Annotated in this window: 19 protein-coding genes; 7 read left to right on the top strand and 12 right to left on the bottom strand. The window is 61.2% G+C overall.

Annotation, left to right across the window (positions count from 1 at the left end; all coding sequences use genetic code 11):
• Position 1: 1 nt before the first annotated feature.
• The 6 genes from tssE to NKH21_RS19680 form a co-directional block, all read right to left on the bottom strand.
• The gene (tssE, locus tag NKH21_RS19705) at positions 2-757 is read right to left on the bottom strand and encodes a type VI secretion system baseplate subunit TssE (RefSeq protein ID WP_352665769.1); all 756 of its coding nucleotides are present in this window, start codon (positions 755-757) and stop codon (positions 2-4) included.
• Positions 744-1,205, bottom strand: coding sequence for an Hcp family type VI secretion system effector (locus tag NKH21_RS19700; RefSeq protein ID WP_023678576.1), 462 nt, complete (start codon positions 1,203-1,205; stop codon positions 744-746). Before NKH21_RS19700 ends, tssE begins: the two co-directional genes overlap by 14 nt.
• Positions 1,206-1,251: 46 nt before the next feature.
• The gene (gene tssC / locus NKH21_RS19695; protein ID WP_352665768.1) at positions 1,252-2,754 is read right to left on the bottom strand and encodes a type VI secretion system contractile sheath large subunit; all 1,503 of its coding nucleotides are present in this window, start codon (positions 2,752-2,754) and stop codon (positions 1,252-1,254) included.
• A 2-nt stretch (positions 2,755-2,756) separates the two neighbouring features.
• The gene (gene tssB / locus NKH21_RS19690; protein WP_352665767.1) at positions 2,757-3,293 is read right to left on the bottom strand and encodes a type VI secretion system contractile sheath small subunit; all 537 of its coding nucleotides are present in this window, start codon (positions 3,291-3,293) and stop codon (positions 2,757-2,759) included.
• A gap of 6 nt (positions 3,294-3,299) precedes the next feature.
• Complete coding sequence (gene tssA / locus NKH21_RS19685) at positions 3,300-4,478, bottom strand: type VI secretion system protein TssA (RefSeq protein ID WP_352665766.1); 1,179 nt, start codon at positions 4,476-4,478, stop codon at positions 3,300-3,302.
• Positions 4,479-4,550: 72 nt separating this feature from the next.
• Positions 4,551-4,748, bottom strand: coding sequence for a hypothetical protein (locus NKH21_RS19680; RefSeq protein WP_352665765.1), 198 nt, complete (start codon positions 4,746-4,748; stop codon positions 4,551-4,553).
• 67 nt (positions 4,749-4,815) lie between these two features.
• On the opposite strand from NKH21_RS19680, the gene tssH reads away from it, so the two are divergent.
• Complete coding sequence (gene tssH / locus NKH21_RS19675; protein WP_352866991.1) at positions 4,816-7,566, top strand: type VI secretion system ATPase TssH; 2,751 nt, start codon at positions 4,816-4,818, stop codon at positions 7,564-7,566.
• Between the two features lie 128 nt (positions 7,567-7,694).
• Entirely contained in the window at positions 7,695-7,928 is a 234-nt protein-coding gene (locus NKH21_RS19670) for a type II toxin-antitoxin system VapB family antitoxin (protein WP_352665763.1), read from the top strand.
• A gap of 304 nt (positions 7,929-8,232) precedes the next feature.
• Here the strand turns inward: NKH21_RS19670 and NKH21_RS19665 are convergent, their stop codons facing one another.
• The 5 genes from NKH21_RS19665 to NKH21_RS19645 all read right to left on the bottom strand — a co-directional run bounded on the left by NKH21_RS19665 (position 8,233) and on the right by NKH21_RS19645 (position 11,150).
• Entirely contained in the window at positions 8,233-8,730 is a 498-nt protein-coding gene (locus NKH21_RS19665) for an RES family NAD+ phosphorylase (RefSeq protein ID WP_352665762.1), read from the bottom strand.
• Between the two features lie 8 nt (positions 8,731-8,738).
• Positions 8,739-9,089, bottom strand: a complete 351-nt coding sequence (locus tag NKH21_RS19660) for an MbcA/ParS/Xre antitoxin family protein (protein WP_352665761.1) — start codon at positions 9,087-9,089, stop codon at positions 8,739-8,741.
• A 303-nt stretch (positions 9,090-9,392) separates the two neighbouring features.
• The gene (locus NKH21_RS19655; protein WP_352665760.1) at positions 9,393-9,686 is read right to left on the bottom strand and encodes a type II toxin-antitoxin system RelE/ParE family toxin; all 294 of its coding nucleotides are present in this window, start codon (positions 9,684-9,686) and stop codon (positions 9,393-9,395) included.
• Positions 9,683-9,991, bottom strand: coding sequence for a type II toxin-antitoxin system RelB/DinJ family antitoxin (locus tag NKH21_RS19650; protein ID WP_352665759.1), 309 nt, complete (start codon positions 9,989-9,991; stop codon positions 9,683-9,685). Before NKH21_RS19650 ends, NKH21_RS19655 begins: the two co-directional genes overlap by 4 nt.
• A 169-nt stretch (positions 9,992-10,160) precedes the next feature.
• Entirely contained in the window at positions 10,161-11,150 is a 990-nt protein-coding gene (locus tag NKH21_RS19645; protein WP_352665808.1) for a Tim44 domain-containing protein, read from the bottom strand.
• Between the two features lie 359 nt (positions 11,151-11,509).
• Here NKH21_RS19645 and NKH21_RS19640 point away from each other — a divergent pair, with 359 nt between their 5' ends.
• From NKH21_RS19640 to NKH21_RS19620, 5 genes are all read left to right on the top strand, one after another.
• On the top strand, positions 11,510-12,229 hold the full coding sequence (locus NKH21_RS19640) for a FadR/GntR family transcriptional regulator (RefSeq protein ID WP_352665757.1): 720 nt from the start codon (positions 11,510-11,512) through the stop codon (positions 12,227-12,229).
• 14 nt (positions 12,230-12,243) lie between these two features.
• Positions 12,244-13,449 (top strand): mandelate racemase/muconate lactonizing enzyme family protein, encoded by a 1,206-nt coding sequence (locus tag NKH21_RS19635; protein WP_352665756.1) that lies wholly within the window; start codon positions 12,244-12,246, stop codon positions 13,447-13,449.
• 39 nt (positions 13,450-13,488) lie between these two features.
• The gene (locus NKH21_RS19630) at positions 13,489-14,472 is read left to right on the top strand and encodes a sugar ABC transporter substrate-binding protein (RefSeq protein WP_352492409.1); all 984 of its coding nucleotides are present in this window, start codon (positions 13,489-13,491) and stop codon (positions 14,470-14,472) included.
• Between the two features lie 200 nt (positions 14,473-14,672).
• On the top strand, positions 14,673-15,653 hold the full coding sequence (locus tag NKH21_RS19625; protein ID WP_352665755.1) for an ABC transporter permease: 981 nt from the start codon (positions 14,673-14,675) through the stop codon (positions 15,651-15,653).
• 2 nt (positions 15,654-15,655) lie between these two features.
• Positions 15,656-16,387: an ATP-binding cassette domain-containing protein gene (locus NKH21_RS19620; RefSeq protein WP_023678772.1), complete on the top strand. Its 732-nt coding sequence runs from the start codon at positions 15,656-15,658 to the stop codon at positions 16,385-16,387.
• 53 nt (positions 16,388-16,440) lie between these two features.
• On the opposite strand, the gene NKH21_RS19615 is transcribed toward NKH21_RS19620, so the two are convergent.
• A complete protein-coding gene (locus tag NKH21_RS19615; protein ID WP_352665754.1) occupies positions 16,441-17,439 on the bottom strand; it encodes a sugar-binding transcriptional regulator in 999 nt (332 codons plus the stop codon).
• Positions 17,440-17,446 lie beyond the last annotated feature (7 nt).

The raw sequence follows: 17,446 nt of genomic DNA, 5'->3' as shown, positions 1-17,446 counted from the left end.
CTCAGGTTTCCCTAAATTCGGTCCGAGCCAAGCCGTTATCGAGATTGATCGTGGTGCGCAGGCGCATGCGTTCGGGCGTCGGCGTCATGATCAACACCGCATCTATCTCGATCTTCAGGCCCACGGTTTTGTCGCCAAGGGTTACCGTAACCTTTGTTGCACTGTCCTTGAGACGCGGCTCGAAGGTGGCAAGCACCGAGCGGATCTCGCGCGCAAGGGCCTCGCGATCAAAGTCGCGGGAAGAACGGCCCGAGAAGGAAGGCACTCCGTAATTGACGACGCTGCGACGCACCTCCGGAAAATCGGCCAGCGACGGCGGGTTGTCCGCGGCCTGTTCGCTTTCAAGGTCGGTAAGAAGCGGAACGGCCTCGAAGCGCTCGGTGTTGAACAAAGCCTCGACGTCGCGCCGCACGGCTTCCTTGAGCACACGAGCCGACACCACTACGCCGCGGCTTTCGATTTCAGCGCGGTGCTGGCTCTGAAAGGCCAGGCGGTGCAGACGCCGCTTCTGGTCGGCCGTCAACTCCGCGTCGGCATCGATGAGCCGCGCACTGGCCGCAACCAGATTGTCCAGCCGCTCCGCGCCAAGCTCGTCCTGCAGTGCCTGGCGCAAACCGTCTATCTCGGAGGTCATACCCGGCAGATCGTTTACCAAGCGGTCCCACAGAGAGGGCTGGACCGCTTCGCGCTTTGCTCGCGAGCTGCCGCTACCCAGCGACTTGTCCGCGCCGGGCCGCCGGGCCTCACTTGCCGACATAGACATCCATTTCGATTTCGTCGTTGTCGTCGTAGACGAACTTTATTTTCTTGTAGGCAAAGCTGACCTCTTCCTCGATCAGGTCCTCCTCATCCTCGGCCTGCGACATGTCGTATTCCATGATCGAGGCGTCGGTGAGTGTGACGACTAGGTAATCCTTGGTCTCGCCATCAATGGTCCGCCGTGCCGAAAACACGACTTCGTCCAGGGCCTTGTTTTCGAACAGCGCCTTTTTCAGGTAGGGCGAGGACTTGTCATAATGCTTGGTGAACTTGATCATACCCAAGGACACACGACCGCGGCGCGAGAGCGAATTTGGATCATAGGGTGCGATCATCTTGTAATCGACGCCATGGATTTCGATTTCGTCCTCATGGCCATCACGGGTGCTTGGACCCTTGATATCCGGAACCTTTAGAAAGCCATCAATCTTCGTATTTGTGGGCATTGTCTTTCTCCACCGCTTTCAAAAACCAAGATGTTGTTGCTACAAATCAAGTCTTTACGGACGGAAGTTCCGAAACCAGCCGGAGCGAGGCATTGATACCTTCCAGCTGATAATGCGGGCGCAGATAGAAGCGGGCATTGTAGTAGCCGGGGCGTCCCTCCACGCTGTCCACCTGAACCTCGGCGGCGGCGAGCGGGCGCTTGGCGCGCGCCTTGTCGTCGGCAAAGGCCGGGTTGGCCAGCACATACCGGTTGATCCATTCGGTCAGCCAGATCTGCATGTCGGAGCGCTCCTTGAACGAACCGACCTTGTCGCGCGCGATCGCCTTGAGGTAGTGGGCAAAGCGCGAGACCGGGAAAAGGTAGGGCAGGTTGGCGCTCAGCCGCTCGTTGGCCTGCGCATCGGGGTCAACCAGCCGTCCCGCCCTTGTCTCGTCGTCCTGGAGCGAATGGGCGCCAATAAAGGCGGCGAGATCGGTGTTCTTTCGGTGCAGGATGGGCATCAGGCCGAGCTTGGCCAGCTCCGCCTCGCGCCGATCGTCGATGGCGACCTCCGTCGGACATTTCATCGCTATCGAGCCATCATCGGTCGGGAAGCTGTGCACTGGCAGGTTGAGGACCGTGCCGCCATTTTCGACGCCGCGGATCTGCGTACCCCAGCCATAGAGCTTGTGGCTGCGGTTTATGTTCACGCCCATCGGGAAGGCGGCGTTCATCCAGACATATTTGTTGTGGTCGCCATGCACCTCCTCCTCGAAGGTGAAGCCCTTCACCGGAACCGTATCGGTGCCATACGGCAGCCGCGCCAGAACGCGAGGCATGGTCAGGCCGATGTAGCGTGCATCCTCGCTCTCGCGCAGCGACTGCCAGGAGGCATAGGCGGGGTTGGAGACGATCTGCTGCAGGTCCTGCGGGTTCGGCAATTCCTGCCAGCTATCCATGCGGAACAGGCGAGGCGAGGCAGCTGCGATAAAGGGCGTGTGCGCTGAGGCGCAGATGCCGGAGATGTTGCGCAGCAGACCGACGTCGCGCGGGTGGTTGGAGAATTCGTAGGCACCGATCACACAGCCGATCGGCTCGCCGCCAAGCATCGAATATTCGTCCGTGTAGACTTTCTTGAAGATAGGGCTCTGATCCCACATCTGGCCCTCATAATCCTCAAGCGTGTCGGCCAGCTGCTCCTTGGAGATGTTCATCACCCGGATCTTCAGCTTCTGATCCGTCTCGGTATTGTTGACGAGATACCACAGGCCACGCCATGTGCCCTCCATTTCGCGCACTTCCGGCGCGTGCAGGATCTCGTTGACCTGTTCGGAAAGCATCTTGTCGATTCCGGCAATCAGCGACTTGATCGACTTGATCGCATTCGACGAGATGGTCGTGGTGTCGGAACGCGATTGCGCTGCAAGTGCGAGATTGCGCACCAATTGCTGCAGCTTTTCGCTGTCGTCCTTCTTGACCTTGAAATCCTTCTCGAGTAGCCCGCTGAATTCTCCAAGATCGATGGTTTCCGCCTCGGCGACGGCGGCGGTTTTTTGCTGTTCGGCCATGGTCATTCCCCTGCCTTGTCGTCCGCCAGCGCCTGGCTGGCGATCTTGCCAAGCAGCGGTTCATTGTTCAGCAGTTGCGCGATGCGCTTTTCGGCGTCGACGCGCCCGTCCATGAAGCCGAGAAGTTCCTCGAGCTGGCGGCGCATCTTGAGGATTTCGGCCAATTGGGGCACCTGCTCGGCAATCTTGTCCGGCGCGAAATCGCCCATCTTGGTAAAGGTAAGGTCGAGCGCCAGCTCCTCGTCCCGCTCGGCGCCTTCGGCCTGAGGCAGCGTATTCTTCACGCGGGCTTTCACGCGTGGTCCAAGTGCCTCCATGAAACGCGGAAACCGGTTCGCATCGGTCTCGACAAAGGAGCGGTCCAGCACTGACTTCGCCGCTTCCTTCGTCTGCGAAGCCCCCGAAAGATCGGCCATGACAGCCATGACAAACGGCAGCTCGATTGTCGTTGGACTGCCATAGGTTTCCACGTCGTAGGCGATCTGCACCCGCGGCGCGCGATTTCGTTCGATGACCTTGGCTTTGCTTTCGGCTGGCATTGCTTGCTACCTTTCATCCTTCTGAGCCGTCTTCTTGACATCGGGAACGCCGGCAAGAAGCCGGAACTCCTTCAGTCCCGACGGGGCGAGGTCTTCCATCAGTTCAACAAAATCCATATGCACCATCCGGCGCACACGGCGGGCGAGGTGGGGAATCGGGCTCGACGGTTCGGTGCGGTCATAGAAGGCGACGACGAGGTCCAGGCATTTCACCACGTCGTCGCGGGAAGTGATCCGGTCGGGGAGTCCAGCGCTCGAGTCCGCGTAGCTAGCCACACTTGCCATAGTATCGGCTCCATGACCGTTTCGAGCAGGCATTGCCGGTTCTGCAGGCGAAGGGGGCGGCTTTGCCGAGCCATTCGCCATCGCGCCGGCAGCCGAGTTGCGCTCGAGGGTTGTCAGCAAACGCTGCAGGAACCGTTTTAATTCCGGAATGGTGGTCCCGCCGCTGCCTTCAAGGCGAGCGTTGAGGGCTGTCTCGACGGCTTCGAGTGCCGCGACCGCCGCGCGCGCATCGGCGATGAGCGACTGCATTTCCTCATTAGCTTGATCCGCCTGTGCCGCGCACCCGGCACGAACCCGGTTCAACAGTTGTCCGTGCGCACTGACAAGCGCTGCCTTTTCGGCCGCATTCAATCCTGACGCTGCTTCTTGCAGCATGACGCGGTCGTCGAGTGCAGCGTGTTCCAGGTCGCGTCCGCTGATCGGCCCGATTGAGCGTGGCGCAAAGAAAGTCATTTGCCGCAGGTTGGCCAGCATGCCGTCCTGACCATTTTGAAGGTCGAGCAGCGCGTTGATGCGGCGCAACGCGGCCTCGCGAGGCGACGTGTTGGGCCGCAGCGCCGGGTGCATGGTTTCCCAATGCTGGTCGAATGTCCGCCCAATAAGCGCCAGACCCTGCGCCAAGCCGGCCAGTCCCTGCTCGTTGGCCAGTGCGCGTGTGACAATGACAATCAGGCGCAGGTCGCGACCACGCGCGCGCAATTCCTCGGCCTTGGTGAGCACTGCTGGCCAGTCGACTGGAATGGTGCTTTGCGAGACCGGCCTGTTGTTGCCGTCATGGACAACCTTGACCTGGGGCTCCGTCAGGCGCTCGAGTTCGTGAAACGCCGGATCGTTACGCAAATCCTCTCCGGACGGATTTTCACCGTCGAGCGGAGCAAGCCAGAGTGCGACGTCGATCACACCGATCCCCCAGTCACCGGCCCTGAGGCCGACCTGCCCCTACGTTATCACACGGTTGCGCTTTTCCACAATTCAGCGAGTGCGGAAAAAATTAACAAAAGCTAATGCAGCCTTGTCTTGATTGTGAAATCCGGTGGCGTGATCGCCGAGCCCTGAATCGGGAATGCGTCGTGGCGGGATGTCGGGTCCCTCGTTGTTTGCGGCCACGATGCGGGATCTTCCACCAATGGTGGGAGCCCGCATAATCGGTGCATCGAAACCTTTGTTCATCACGCACTTTGTCAAGCGGCTGCTTATGTGGCAGGTTATCAACTTGCAGAGTGCAGGAGCACGTTCGATGGAACAGCGCCGGTCATCGCAGAGTTTCAAGCGCAAGGAACTGGTCGGCAAGCTCAATACTGTAGGCTTGCGCGCCTTCAAGGCAGCGGCCGACAGTGCAAAGCTGCGCGGCAATCCTTACGTCGAACTCGTCCACTTCATCGAGCAACTGGTGCTCTCCGACCGCTCGGATGTGCAAATTATGATCGCCGATGCGGGACTGGATGCGAGCCGACTTACGGCCGATATGACGCGCGCGGTGGACAAGCTGCCTTATGGCGCAACCTCGATCGAAGAGTTTTCCGACCATATCTTCCACGCCATCCAGGAGGCCTGGAATCTGGCAACACTGGAATTCGGGGTGGAGGAGGTCCGCAGCGCACATGTTCTGCTTGCTTGCCTGAAGACACCGGTGCTGGAAGGCCTGCTGTCGAAGATCAGCGGCGAGTTCGACAAGATCGACGCCGACGCCGTCGTGGCGCGCTTCGCCGATGTCACGGAGGGGTCACTCGAAGCCGGCGCTGCGCCAACGGTCAGCGCGGCAGAGGCCCCACGGCGGCATCCCGGCGGGGATTCGGCACTGGCCAAATATGCCACCGACCTGACCCAGCGCGCCCGCGACGGAAAGATCGACCCGGTCGTCGGCCGCGATCCGGAGATCAGGCAGATTGTCGACATATTGATGCGACGGCGGCAGAACAATCCGATCCTGACCGGGGAGGCGGGCGTCGGCAAGACCGCAGTCGTGGAGGGTTTTGCGCTGCGCATCGCCAAAGGCGATGTGCCGCCCCCACTGCAGGGAGTGAGCGTGCGCATGCTCGATGTCGGGTTGATGCAGGCGGGCGCTAGCGTAAAGGGTGAATTCGAAAAGCGGCTGAAGGCCGTAATCGACGAAGTTCAATCCTCTGAAGCGCCGGTCATCCTCTTTATCGACGAAGCCCATACCCTGATAGGCGCCGGTGGTGCTGCCGGAACCGGCGACGCTGCCAATCTGCTCAAACCGGCGTTGGCGCGCGGCGAGCTTCGCACCATAGCGGCAACGACCTGGGCGGAATACAAACAGCACATCGAGAAAGACCCGGCTTTGACCCGCCGCTTCCAGGTGGTAAAGATCGACGAGCCGTCCGAAGCGGTGGCCATTCTCATGTTGCGCGGGGTGGCCGGCGTTCTCGAACAGCACCACAAGGTGCAGATATTGGACGAGGCGATCGACGCGGCGGTCGGCCTGTCGCATCGCTACATCCCGGCGCGGCAGTTGCCGGACAAGGCGGTCAGCCTTCTCGACACCGCCTGCGCGCGTGTCGCCGTATCGCAGCACGCCACGCCGGCCGAGGTCGAGGACATTATGCGCCGTCGCCAGGCGATGGAGGTCGAGCGCGCCATCATTGGCCGCGAGGCTGCAATCGGCATCGAGGTGGCCGAGCGGCAGGCACGGGTCGAGGCCGGACTTGCCGATACCGAACGCACGCTCGCAGCCGCGCAGCAGCGCTGGGAGCGCGAAAAGGCGCTGGTGGCCGAGATACTCGAACTGCGCGCCAGGCTGCGCGGCGACGGCGTGCCTCTCGATGCCGTGGAAGGGCAGGAGGCCGCCACTGAGACAGAGAGCGTGGACCTGCCGGAAGCCGAACGGTCCAACGCCGGCACGAAGGTTCCGGCGGCAGGCGGTACTTCTCCTCCCGATCCGGCTGCCGATCTCGCTCGGCTGCGCGAACTGATGAGCGAACTGGCCGAGGCGCAAGGCGAAACACCACTTATCCTGCCATCGGTCGACCGCAACGCCGTGGCGGCCGTGGTTCAGGACTGGACGGGCATCCCGACGGGGCGGATGCTGTCGAGTCAGACCGAGAAGGCGCTGCGGCTCGCGGCCACTCTGTCCGAGCGCGTTGTCGGACAGGATCACGCCATGGAGATGATCGCCAAGCGCGTGCAGACCAGTCGCGCCGGTCTCGGCGCTCCGGAAAAGCCGGTGGGTGTATTCCTGCTTTGCGGCCCCTCGGGCGTCGGCAAGACGGAGACCGCCTTGGCACTGGCCGAAACGCTCTACGGCGGAGAGCAGAACCTGATCTCGATCAACATGTCCGAATTCCAGGAGGCGCATACGGTCTCCACCTTGAAGGGCGCGCCGCCCGGCTATGTCGGCTACGGCAAGGGCGGAATTCTCACCGAGGCGGTGCGACGCAAGCCCTATTCGGTGATCCTGCTCGACGAGGTCGAGAAGGCGCATCCGGACGTGCACGAAATCTTCTTCCAGGTCTTTGACAAAGGGATGATGGACGACAGTGAAGGTCGACGGATCGATTTCAAGAACACGCTGATCCTGCTCACGTCTAATGTCGGCTCCGAAGTGATCATGGCCCGGACAAGGAACGGGGCGGAACGGGCAGGGCTCGACGAATTGGACACCGCGTTGCGCAGCCCGCTGCTGAAGGTCTTTCCTGCGGCCTTTCTGGGCCGGGTGGTGACCATCCCTTACTTTCCGCTTTCGGATTCGATGATTGAAGCCATCACTCGTCACCAGTTCGCCAAGATTGCTCGCCGGCTGCGCGCAACCAACGATGCTGAATTGGTCATCGGCGATGGTGTCATGGATCTGGTCAAGGCCCGCTGCACGGAAATCGAATCGGGCGGCAGGATGATTGACGCAATTCTGACCAACACGCTCCTCCCCGAGTTGAGCCGCGGCGTGCTGAACCGGTCGCTCGCTGGTGAAAAGATGACGAAGGTGACGGTTGGCGCGTCAGCCCAAGGGTTTACCTATTCCTTCGAATAAGAGCGCGAAATTATGGGCGGCTCCTTTCGTCAGCTGTGGCGTAAATCGCTCATGCGGCAGCAAGCCAACACCACCCATCTTTGCTAGTATGCGAAGTGGGTCTAGGTAATGCCGCGAAGGAATCCGATATGGCCGATCCACAGCTCTCAGTCCGCAGCGGCAAGGCTCGTGATCTTGCGCGCCGGCTTGCTCGGCGTCAAAACCGCACCATGGTGGACGTGGTCGAGCGCGCGCTCGAATACTACGAGTTCCGAGAGGCCGGTCGTGAGCCTGCTTCGGCCTTCTATCGGCGTCTTTCGGAGCAATCCGGTGTAGACATCGATCTTGACGCAGTGATTCATGAGACCGGATCAGGCCGCTGATCAGCTGGAGCAAGGTTGCCCGACTGGCGCAGGCGTTTCGCAACCGCATCTCTGACTGAAGAGCTGCTCTGGCTTGCCGAGAATTATGGATGCTGCTGGTTCGCCAGAGGTGCAGCATTGCGGCACCCGCTCTCGCTCGCCGGCAAGAGTTCTGAAGCCTCTGGAATGCCGGGTAAGCAGGGCAGGGGCTGTTCTTCCCTTTTGCATGCCTGGTCCTCTGTCCGGCAATATTTCTCGTCATCTCGGCCAGATCGTGTCGGCCAGATCGTGTCACCTGGCGCCGCATCTCGACACAAAGCCGGCGTCAGCGCGAAAGCCGATTTTCATCGTCAATCAAGGTGAGGCGCGAGGGGGCTCTGTCGCTCCACCGCCAGAGCACGAGATTCAAGTCGTTGTCGGTCGCGCCGGGCGCGAAGCTTTTGACCAACAGCGCATTGAACCCGTTGGCCATCAGGCGCCGGGCAAAGGTCTGGGTCATCGCCTCTCCAGAAACGTTCATCTGCTCGCGCCAGGTCGTATCGGAAAGGACAGCGGGATTCATTCCCTCAGCTTTCAGGGCGTCCTCGTCCCGGCTGTCAAATATGTCCTCAATGTGTGCGTCGTAGGCGACGAGGGTGGTCGGCTGCAGGCTGCCCACCTGATTGGCTTCCCTCAGCGCCGTCACTACGGACAGCGAGGAATAGAGCGCTGCCACGCCGTTCGGATTGAATCGTCCTCCATAGAGTTCGGCGCCGCGGCCCGAGAGCGGTTCTCGCGCATAGTTCGGATTGAGGGCACGATAGAGCGCACCGCGGTAGAGCATCGAACCGGTCAGGCGTGGACGCCGGCATCAACCGCATCGATGTAATCAAGCACCTCGTCCGCACGGCCACTGCGAACCAGTTGCATCGCGGTCTGGCCCGAAAACCCCGGTAGCGGCTCCGATCGATACCAGGCATAGGCGATCAGGGTTGAACCGAAGCGCGGCTCGACCTTGTTGATCACCTCGACCATCTCACGCAGGCGGCGCTGCGTCTTGTCCGACCGGACCCGCTCCTTGCGCTGAACGGCGTCCTTGCCCAGCCCGGCAGTCCGGGCGACTTCCTCGCTCGTCGTGCGAAAGGCGTCGGCAATCTTGCGCGGAGCAAAGAAGCCATCGTCGGAGTACTGGGCCAGTGCCATTGTCAATCCCAAGCGCAAATGCCTCATATCCTGACGGGACATAGCGTCAAAATAGGAGGCATTCAAGGAGGAGAGCTCATAGTGAAGGAATTGGAAGCCGCGACCGTGCGGTGTTAAGCTGCGCTATTTGCCGCATAGAATGCGGCAAATGATTTTACGTATGCGGCGATTGAAGGAGCGCTCGAGGCCTGGCTGGCATTCAAACGTCAGATTTCTGCTGGAGGATCCGTAGTCACATGCATAACCCTCGAGAGAGCAGCGCTGGAAAGTGTGCCCGACGTCCTCGTTCGGAAGAGGAAGAGACTACTCCGTGGCTATCTCGTCCGGCCACATCTGAGCGCCATGTAGGACGCGAAGGATGCGAACCGTGCCGGCCGTCACCACGCAAGCTGCAATATAGGGCGTGCGAGGGACCACGAGTTCGCGCGTGCCGGCGACCCGGCCGGGTCGCCCGCTTTCCGGAAAGTCTATTAGACGGCGAGCCGTAAGGACGATGTGGTGGTCGATTTGAACCGCCGCTCTCGGATTTTCGGCCTCGATATGCGTGAAGATGTCCTCGCGATCGAAGAGCGCAAACCGCGCCCAAACGAGCCTCAAAGCTCGCCCGCCTCGGCTTTGCGAAGCGCTGCGGCTCGCCGTCCAGCAAAATGAGCTTCGGCGTCAGCGTCATCGACGTCCGGCCGGGTGTCATCAAGGGCCTGCAGAACTTTCGCGCGGAACCAGGCATCATGGGCGTTGCTGTTGCTGACAAGCTCGAGCGGCAACGTGCCCTCGTTCGCTGTGCGGGTTAAGAGGATACGGACGGCATCCGATACCGTCAGTCCCATGTTTTCCAAAACCGCCGTGGCGCGTTCCTTCACTTCGGCGTCAATTCGGGTCTGGACCAGTGCGTTCGAGGCCATGGCAGTCTCCTTCGGTGATAGTCAGTGTAATGCATCTGCATGACAATTGCCAGACCCTCGCAAGCCCCATAGCCGATCGATTTGGCGTTCCCGACTTCGAGGCGGAGCTGAAAGACGAGGTGTCAAACGGCTCCCAAAACTGACCACTCTGATCGCGCTGGCAAGCACATCAGCTAGGCTGCTGGATCGCGGCGAGCTTCCAGTCCCCGCCGTTCTGGCGCATGAAGGTCCACAGTTCGGTTGTCTGCGTCGGCCGATCGGCCTGGCCCTCAACGATCTTGCCGCTGATGCGATCGCGGGTCACGTCGCGAGACTCATAGCGCAAAGCAGCCGTCGCGTAGTCGCGATCACTCTCCCGCCAACTTTCCGCAATATCGGCCTCCAGCAGGCTTACGTCTGATACGTCGTTCCTGACGCCCTTTTTGGCATTGTCGGCAAGTTCCTCGGACAGATAGGACACCATTTCCGGCGTCGCCAGGCGGCGCAATGCAGCATGGTCCTCGCGCCCGAATGCCTCCTGAACTTCCGTCAGTCGCTGTTGGAACGTGTCGAGATCGGTTTGGGTGAGTGTGATCTCATCGGAAGCATTGTCTTGGTTCGTTCCGCCATATCCTGACCCAATACCTGGAATGGGGAACGCTGTGGTGTTGCTCGGGTCAGGCCGGGCTGCTGCGTTGCGCCTAAAGGTCCCCGTACCCCGCGGGGCACCGGCCATAGCTGGCGCCGGGTTTTGCGCCGCCTGCGAGCGGAAAAACCGGATCGCCAGCATGATCGCGCCGCCGATCAGCAGTACTTGGAGCAAAAGACCCAACATGCCGGCCAAGCCGCCGAACCCATGGCCCAGAAGAACGCCGATCAAACCGCCGAGAAGCAGCCCCCGCATCATCGATCCGCCGAGGCCGTTGAAGAAGCCCGGGCGCTGGAATGCCTGCGGCTGACGGGCCGCATTGTTCGTTGAGGCATTCGGCGTCATCGAGCGCTCGACCGGTGCGGCCGGTTGCGGCGCAACTCTGGTCGGCGAGACCGGCTGGAAAGTGCGCATGCCGCGACTGCCGAAGCTGCCGCCACGGCGCGCATCGGCGTGATCCATAGCGACCATGGAAAATGCCAGGAACAACCCCGCAAACAAAACTGCAAACCGTCCCCAACGCGAAATCAGCATAGGCAAGTCCTCAAGTGACACTCTTTCCGCTCATATGGGATGCGTCGATCGAAATATCAGTGAATCGTCCGCCGAGATATTTTCGGGCGGCATGGTCGGCCGCCCGTCGGTGTTCACGACGAGAATGTCTGCCGTACCCAAGCGCGATGATCGCTGTTCGATCACGCAGGCTCCCGCACCCCGGCCGACCGGCGCCGGTCGCGTCAAAAGCATCGGTCATGCAAGCCTCTGGTCCCCGGCGATGATGCCTAGGGTTCTCCGTCGACGACTCGATTGACATACAGCTTTCCTAGGTACTATCAACACATCCGGACAACCTGCCAGACAGGTTTGCCCACTCCTGAGCTGGAGATTGCGTGAGCACGGCCGTATCCGCAAAACATTCCGACGCAGCGAGCCTGGTCAGCAATACGATCGGCGAGATCACGCGCCATATCCGCGCGCATGAGCTCGGGCCGGGCGACCGGCTGCCCAGCGAGGCCGCGCTTTCGAGACAATTGAGCGTCTCGCGTACCGTGGTTCGCGAGGCCTTCAGCTCGCTCGCCGCCATGCGGCTTATCGACCTGAGGGCAGGCAGACGGGCGACCGTCGCCGAGCTGGATTATGGCGCCATGTCACTGGTGATCGAGCATGGCGTCCACACCGAGCAGATCACGGTGCAGCAAATCTACGACGTGCGCCGCACGATTGAGACCCGCACCGCCATGCTGGCGGCCTTGCGCAGAACAGCTGACGAAGTGGAAAGGATCAGGACGCACGCGCTCGCCATGCGCGAGAATGTCCAGCAGCCGGAACAGGTCATGGAACACGATCTCGCCTTTCACCACGAAATCGCCAAGGCTGCGAAGAATCCGATTTTCAGCCTCATCGTCGGCGCGTTCGAGCGCGTATCGCGCCAGACCTGGCCGATCGGCTGGCGGACCCGCCCTTCGGATGCCGAGCAGTTGGAGATGATCCAGATCCATATCGATCTCGCCGAAGCAATCGAGACCGGTGATCCCCAGTCTGCTCGTGACCTGATGGCGAGGCATTTTGACGAGAGCGTCAAGGCCCTGCTGGCGGCCGGCATCGCCTGAGGAGCGGGGACGCAATGAAGATCACGAAACTGGAAACGCTACGGCTCAAGGAGCGGCCGAACCTTCTCTGGGTTCTGGTTCACACGGACGAAGGCCTCGTCGGGCTGGGCGAGACCTTCTTCATGGCCGAAACCGTCGAGACCTATCTGCACGAATACGTCGCGCCATGCGTGATCGGGCGCGACCCGTTGCAGATCGACCTGCTTGCCGCCGACCTCGTCGGCTATCTCGGTTTCCGATCGACGGGCGCGGAAGTCAGGGGCAACTCCGCTTTCGATATCGCGCTTTGGGATCTGTTCGGAAAGGCCACGGGTCAACCGATCGCACAGCTCCTCGGCGGCTTCACCCGGCACGAGATCAGGACCTACAACACCTGTGCCGGAACCGAATACATCAAGAAGGCCATCGGCCAGACGACGGCCAATTATGGGCTCGATAAGCCCGGCGACGCCTATGATGATCTGAACGGCTTCCTTCACCGCGCCGACGAACTGTCGCATTCGTTGTTGGAGGAAGGCATCACGGCCATGAAGATCTGGCCCTTCGACATGGCGGCCGAGAAAACACGCGGCCTGTACATATCGCAGCCCGACTTGAATTCCGCGTTGGCGCCATTCGAGAAAATCCGCAATGCGGTCGGCGACAAGATGGACATCATGGTTGAATTCCATTCAATGTGGCAGCTGCTGCCGGCCATGCAGATCGCTCGCGAGCTTGCCCCCTACAAGACCTTCTGGCACGAAGATCCGATCAGGATGGACAGCCTGTCCAGCCTGAAACGCTATGCCGAGGCTTCGCTGGCGCCGATATCGGCTTCGGAGACGCTCGGTTCCCGGTGGGCCTTCCGCGACCTTCTCGAAACCGGAGCGGCCGGTGTCATCATGCTCGATATCAGCTGGTGCGGCGGGCTCTCGGAAGCGCGCAAGATCGCTGCCATGGCTGAGGCATGGCACCTCCCGGTCGCGCCACACGACTGCACCGGTCCAGTGGTGCTCGGCGCATCGACCCACCTGTCGCTGAATGCGCCGAACGCACTTGTCCAGGAGAGTGTCAGGGCCTTTTACAAGACCTGGTACCGCGACCTTGTGACCGCTTTGCCGGAGGTGAAGAACGGCATGATCACCGTGCCTCCCGGACCGGGCCTCGGCATGGAACTGAACCCGGAGATCGATCGCGCCTTCACGGCGCTTCGACGGGTGACTGAGGCATCGACTCTCTGAAAATGAACCTGAAGCAGCTTTCTACGGAGGAGGAGAACCATGAAGAAGCTACTTATCTCGGCAGCCTTGGGAGCAGTACTGGCTGGAGGCTCGGCAATCGGCTCACGCGCGCAGGAGCCGATGAACATCGTCTTCACGCATCATTCGTCGGCGTCGAACCCGTTCTGGCAGGCGGTGAAGAAGGGGTTTGACGACGCCTGCGCCAAGATCCAGGCCAATTGCCAGATGGTCTTTACCCAGACCGAAGGCTCGATCGAGCAACAATCGGCCAACATGCAGGCGGCACTCGCGGCAAAACCGGACGCGCTGATCACCTCGATCGTCGACAACAATGCCTTCGACCAGATCATCGCCGACGCCCGCGCTGCCGGCGTCACCGTCATCGCGTCCAACGTCGACGACACCGAGGGTGCAGCCGGCAATGCCCGCCAGGCTTTCATCGGCCAGGGCTTCATTCCCGCCGGCTACGAACTCGGCAAGAAGATGTCCGAGTTCTTCCCCAAGGAAGGCAAGATCAGGGCGCTCGTCGGCGTCTCCGCGCCCGGTCAGAACTGGTCGGAACAGCGCGCTGCCGGCGTCATGAAATTCCTTGAGGAATACAAGGCCGCGAATGCCGGACGCGAAGTGGTCATTGAACGGCTCGACACCGGCACAGATGGCGCCGTCGTCGCCGATCGTGTTGGCGCCTATCTGTCTGCCCACCCGGACACCACAGTGTATTTCGACACTGGCCTTTGGCACGCCTACGTCGCCCAGGTCCTGATCGATCGCGGCATCGAGCCGGGCAAGGTGCTGATGGGCGGCTTCGACATCGTCTCGGAAGTCCTGCAACAGATGGAAGCGGGTTATATTCAGGTCCAGGTCGACCAGCAGCCCTACATGCAGGGCTTCATGCCGGTGATGGAAGCCTATCTCGCCAAGAACGTCGGTCTGCTGCCGGCAGACATCGACACTGGCAAGGGCATCATCGTCAAGGAAGACGTGCCGAAGCTCAAGGAACTGGCCGCAAAAGGCGTGCGGTAGGCGCGAACCGGCGTCCTCTCCTCGTTCTTTACGCGGAGAGGCAAGGGTGAGGGGCAGGCCGCGTGGCCTTTGGGCGTTTTAGCTCCGCCCCTCATCCTGCCACGGCATCTCCCCGTCAAGGGGACGGCAGAAGACAGACTGCCGCCATCCCCTTGCCGACGCGGCAAGCCAGCGCAACCAATCTCAAGCCGGAGCGAATGATGAGGCGCTTGATGAAGATTTACCTGGAGAAGCCGGAGCTTGCGGCGGTCGTGTTCCTGCTCCTTCTCCTCCTCGTCTTTCAGATCCGCTCGAACGGCGTATTTCTGAACACACAGAACGTGCGCGGAATGCTTGGGCTGCTGCCCGAAATGGGGCTGGTCGCGATCGGCGTGACCCTGCTGATGATATGCGGCGAGTTTGATCTTTCAGTGGGCTCGGTCTTTGCGCTGACGCCGATGACCATGGCGGTGATGCTGGCGGCCGGCGTGCCGTTCGCGCCGGCCTTTGCCGCCGGCCTCGCGATCGCCGCCCTGATCGGCTTCTTCAACGGGTTCATAACGATTCGTTTCGCGATACCAAGCTTCATCACCACGCTTGGCATGCTGTTCATCGCGCGTTCGCTGACGGTGGTAATCTCCGGTGGCTTCCCTCCTGTCATCCCAGCCAACGCTCTGCCCAAATGGCTGTTTACGATCTATGTCGGGCCGGGCGACCTCTTTCGCATGTCGTTCTTCTGGTTTGTCGCCGTGGCAATCCTGGTGACGGTGCTGCTGTCGCGCACGAATTTCGGCAACTGGGTGCGCGCCACCGGCGGCTTTCTGCCCGCCGCGCAATCGATGGGCATCCCGACGGCCCGGGTGAAGGTCGTCTGCTTCATGATCTGTTCGGTGCTCGCCGGCTTTGCCGGCACCATTCAGGTGATGCGCCTCGGCGCGCCGCTGCCCTCGATCGGCGAGGGGCTGGAGTTGCAGGCCGTGTCGGCTGCCGTCATCGGTGGCGCCTCGCTGGCTGGCGGCATCGGCACCATCTTCGGCGGCATCATCGGGGCTGCCCTGATCCGCGTTATCGACAACGGACTGGTACTGAGCCAGGTGGACGCCAACTGGTTCAAGATGGCAATCGGCTTCCTGACTATCTTCGCGGTCGTCATGAATGCCTGGCTTCGAAAGCGGGGCAGGGCAATGAAGGTGGAGACCTGATCATGGCGGCACCCATCATCGCGATCAAGGGACTCCAGAAATGGTATTCCGGCGTCCATGCCTTGAAGAACGTCACGCTGGACATCTACCCCGATGAGGCACTGGGCCTCGTCGGCGACAACGGCGCCGGCAAATCGACGCTGATCAATATCCTGTCAGGCACCCAAAAGCCCGATGGCGGCGAGATCAGGATCGACGGTGAACCGGTCCGATTCTCGAACCCGCGCGACGCCATGGATCGCGGCATAGAGACGATCTACCAGTACAATTCCATGGTCCCGACCATGACCATTGCCCGCAACGTTTTCATCGGACGCGAGCCGGTGAAGGGCTCGGTTTTCGGCATCGGCATCCTGGACCAGAAGCGCATGCGTGACGAAAGCGTCAAGGCGATCGCCGACGTCGATCTGCATCTGAGGTCGCCCGACGCGCTTGTCGGCGAACTGTCGGGCGGCCAGCGCCAAGGCGTGGCGATCGCCAGGGCCATGCACTTCAAGTCGAAAGTCATGATCCTCGACGAGCCGACCAATCATCTCTCGGTGAAGGAGACGCGAAAGGTGATCGGCTTCGTTCGCGCCCTCAAGGCCCAGAACATCACCAGCGTCTTCATCAGCCACAACATGCATCATGTTTTCGAATGCTGTGACCGGGTCGTGGCCATGGCGCGCGGAGAGATCGTTCTCGACAAGCGGATCGGCGAGACTTCGATCGAGGAAATCCACGAGGTTCTGTGACGTGGAGAAGCGATCACTCGCGAGCCAACTCTGCTGGTAGAGGTCAGTCTGCGCTACGGCTTTTCCGCAAGGATTGCCTCAGCGGTTTTCTCGTCGGTGATCAGCACATCGACGACTCCCAGACGCAACACCGCGCGCAGCACCGGAACCTTGTCGAGGCCGCCGGAGGGCAGGATCACAGTGTCGACGTCGCGCAGATGTTCGGGGGCGAGGCCGATGACGCGACTGTTTAGCGGGTGATCGACGAGATGTCCGTCGGCGCCGATCCAGTGGCCGCAAATATCGCCGACCGCTCCGGCTTCGCGGAGCGATCTGAGATCATCGTCTCCTACCAGTCCGATCCGAAAGATGGTGGCGTCCTTGTGCACCGCGCCCACCGAAACGAAAGCGGCGTCAACGTCGCGGGCATGAGTGAAGGCGTCTTCCAGAATAGACTGGCGCATAAGCAGGTCGCGCGTGGCTTCGGTGTCCGTGAACACCGGTGCCGCGATGTAGAAGCATTCCGCATCGAAAAGCGCCGCGAGCCGCGAAGCGATCTCGTAGATGTTGATCGCCGATCCACGCGTGAGCCCGCCAAGCAGGGAAACGACCGACATCCCTCTGACCGGGCGTACGGTCACTGAGCGCAGACTAAGCTGGAGCGTCCGTCCCCATCCCACGCCCACCGATATCCCATCACGGATTCTATGCGACAGGGCTTCACCGGCAGCGGCTGCAATGACCTGTGGCACCAGGGCAGGATCGGGCGGTGTCGGAACCACGATTGGGTCGGAGACACCATAGGCGTCCCGCAGCCGGTGCTCCAGCTCGATGCAGTTCGCCACCTTGGAATTGATGCGAATCTGGACGATCCCCCGCTGGCGGGCATGCGCCAGCATCCGGTTGACGCGAAGGCGTGTCAGGCCAAGAGACTTGGCGATTTGCGCTTGCGTCAGGTCACCGACATAAGCAAGCCAGGCGGCGCGCACGAGCAGCCCTTCCTCGCGATCGGCCGTGACGGAACTCGTTACGGCTTGGCGGCCGTCGCGCTTCTTTCGTGCGGGTTTCTCCATCAGATCA

Source organism: Mesorhizobium sp. M1329, from assembly GCF_040318035.1.
In the GTDB taxonomy this organism is placed as follows: Bacteria; Pseudomonadota; Alphaproteobacteria; order Rhizobiales; family Rhizobiaceae; genus Mesorhizobium.
This window is presented reverse-complemented; position numbering and strand designations above follow the sequence as displayed.